Genomic DNA, 2,367 nt, shown 5'->3' on the forward strand with positions numbered 1-2,367 from the left:
TCCCAACGGATGCTGAGTTTTATGCTCCGGGATCAGTGGTGCCATCTTTTCCCACAGTTCATCGCTAATCTGCCACTTGCTATTTGCCATAATTCACCCTCAGAAATGGTCATGATGTATTATACAGCAATTCCTATTGAGATAGGATCTAACTCACTTTTCTCACTCCTCCGCACGCCTTGCTTCGCAACATGCCTGTTCATCCTGCCATCAACATCAGTATTGGGTGCCTCATGGCTTTGTTTATAAACAGCTTTCCTCTAAAAAACGGCGCGTGGTGGCAAAACGCCTATTCTGCAGCACTCGCTATGGCCGACACGGCTGTGGGCGTACTCGACAGCTCTATCTCGCCCAAACAATCCCCCGCCGACACCATCCACTCTCCACCTTCATCCAATTTATTTCATTGTTATGTCATCGCTTAACGGTAACGCAGGCTTATCAGCAAGCCGTAGGGAAGCCCACCGAGCCCCGTCAGGCTTATCGATGGCTGGCGGCGCTTGATCAACAACTGGGGAGCTTTCGCGTATTGCTTGAAAAAAGACATCGAGATCAGCAGACTACCGCGCCTTTCTCCTCGCATCGTCTCAGGCGATTACTGCCGACATTGCAGGATTTTTTGCAACCAGAACCCCTGGCGGTGCAGTACCGCTTTCAACGCGCGTTGTTGTGAACTGTACCACACTGGCATCGTACCCAAGGAGGCAATATGCCACTAACCGATTGATAATGAACAGCAACAGAGTGTGTCACTCGCCAGACACCCGCTCGCCTTTTACCCTCCAGACAGCTTATTAACTGGAGTCCTATCATGACGTCTAACAAAAAACCACCGTTAATCATCCGGTTGCAAGTCCTTGCCGCCATTGATTATGTGCCCGGCGCCACCGTCCGCGAGCGGATAAAAGCCGTCAGTCAACAAACCTTTATCGACCGGGAAACCGGTATCCGCTATGTGTTCACCTGGCGGACTATCAGTACCTGGCTGTATCGCTATAAAAAAGATGGCATCACTACCTTGGAGCCGAAAACCCGTTCGGACAAGCAGCGACAGCGCAAGGTGGCACTCCCCCAATTGGCCGAAGCCCTGAATGATGCGCTGCCAAAACTGGGTAAAAACAAGGTCGGCAAAACACCGAAAAGTGCGCTCTATCGCTATTTGCTCGAACATAATTACTTTACACGACAGCAACTTGCCCGAACCACCTTTTACCGCTTCGTCAATCATCACCACCTGCTTGAAAGCGAAACTAACGACAAATTACGCACCGCCTTCGCCATGTTGCACGCCAACGAGCTCTGGCAAGGCGACACGATGTACGGCCCGAGCCTGCGTGACGCTAACGGCAGGTGGAAAAAAACCTTTTTTATCGCCTTTATCGACGATGCCAGCCGCCTGATCACCCACGGTGAATTTTTTTACCACGACAACACCGAGAACATGATCGACGCCTTTCGCAGCGCGTTGTACAAACGTGGCAAGCCGGAGCGGCTCTATTTTGATAATGGGTCGAATTACCGCTCGACGGCGATATTGCAGGCCTGTATGCGCCTCGATATTCATCTCTCCCATGCCCCAGTGCGTGACGGTGCCGCCAAGGGGAAAATTGAGCGCTTTTTCCGTGGGTTTCGTGACCGTTTTCTGGTGATGCACCTCGAATTTGACTCGCTGGAGCACCTCAATCAGCTGGCACAGGAATGGATAGAAAATCAGTACAATACTCAATATCATAGCGGCATTCAGATGGCGCCACTGCAGCGTTTTAATCTCGACCATGCCCGCATCCACTACCTCGCACAGGATGAATTCACCGACGAGGTCTTTTATGTCGAAGAAAACCGTCAGGTCTCGAAAGTCAACGTGTTTTCCATCAACGCCGAACGCTGGGAATGCCCCGTCGACCTGCGGGGGAAAACCATTCAGATCCGCTATGACCGTCAGCGCCGCGACCGCTACATCGTCTATTTCAACGGCCAGCGCTATGGCCTCGCCCGCCGCCTGAACCTGTCCCTCAACGCCCGCCTGCCCAAGGAGAAACACTCATGATCAATGCCATCTGGGGGATCAAAACTCTGCCGTTCAAACGTGAAGCCACACTGTTATTACCGCAGCAAAAACAGGCGATTGAGATGATCCGCATTCATGCCCAGCAGGGCGGTTTTTCCGTGATTATCGGCGAGCCCGGCGTGGGTAAAACCGTGTTGCGCGAGCATATTGAAGCGTGCGATAAAGCGCGTGACACCACCGTGGTCTCCTGCTCGCGCACGATGCACACCTATCGCCAGATTATCTGGCAATTGGCAGAGGCTTTCTTGCTGGAAACCAAAGAAAAAAACCTGGAGGCCGACCTCATTGAGGCAGCCTTT

3 protein-coding genes and 1 pseudogene are annotated in these 2,367 nt (G+C 52.3%); 3 read left to right on the forward strand and 1 reads right to left on the reverse strand.

Features of this window, described 5'->3' with window-relative positions; genetic code table 11:
• Positions 1-90 (reverse strand): annotated as a pseudogene (locus tag EOJ37_RS13845) (IS5/IS1182 family transposase); the annotation flags it as partial.
• 187 nt (positions 91-277) lie between these two features.
• Here EOJ37_RS13845 and EOJ37_RS13850 point away from each other — a divergent pair.
• The 3 genes from EOJ37_RS13850 to EOJ37_RS13860 form a co-directional block, all read left to right on the forward strand.
• The gene (locus EOJ37_RS13850; RefSeq protein ID WP_127960469.1) at positions 278-673 is read left to right on the forward strand and encodes a hypothetical protein; all 396 of its coding nucleotides are present in this window, start codon (positions 278-280) and stop codon (positions 671-673) included.
• Between the two features lie 138 nt (positions 674-811).
• Positions 812-2,047: a DDE-type integrase/transposase/recombinase gene (locus tag EOJ37_RS13855; protein WP_127960470.1), complete on the forward strand. Its 1,236-nt coding sequence runs from the start codon at positions 812-814 to the stop codon at positions 2,045-2,047.
• Positions 2,044-2,367 (forward strand): AAA family ATPase (locus tag EOJ37_RS13860; protein WP_155522510.1); only part of this gene is annotated, 324 nt, incomplete at its 3' end. The genes EOJ37_RS13855 and EOJ37_RS13860, both read left to right, overlap by 4 nt.

It is taken from the genome of Serratia microhaemolytica, assembly GCF_004011885.1.
In the GTDB taxonomy this organism is placed as follows: domain Bacteria; phylum Pseudomonadota; class Gammaproteobacteria; order Enterobacterales; family Enterobacteriaceae; genus Serratia_G; species Serratia_G microhaemolytica.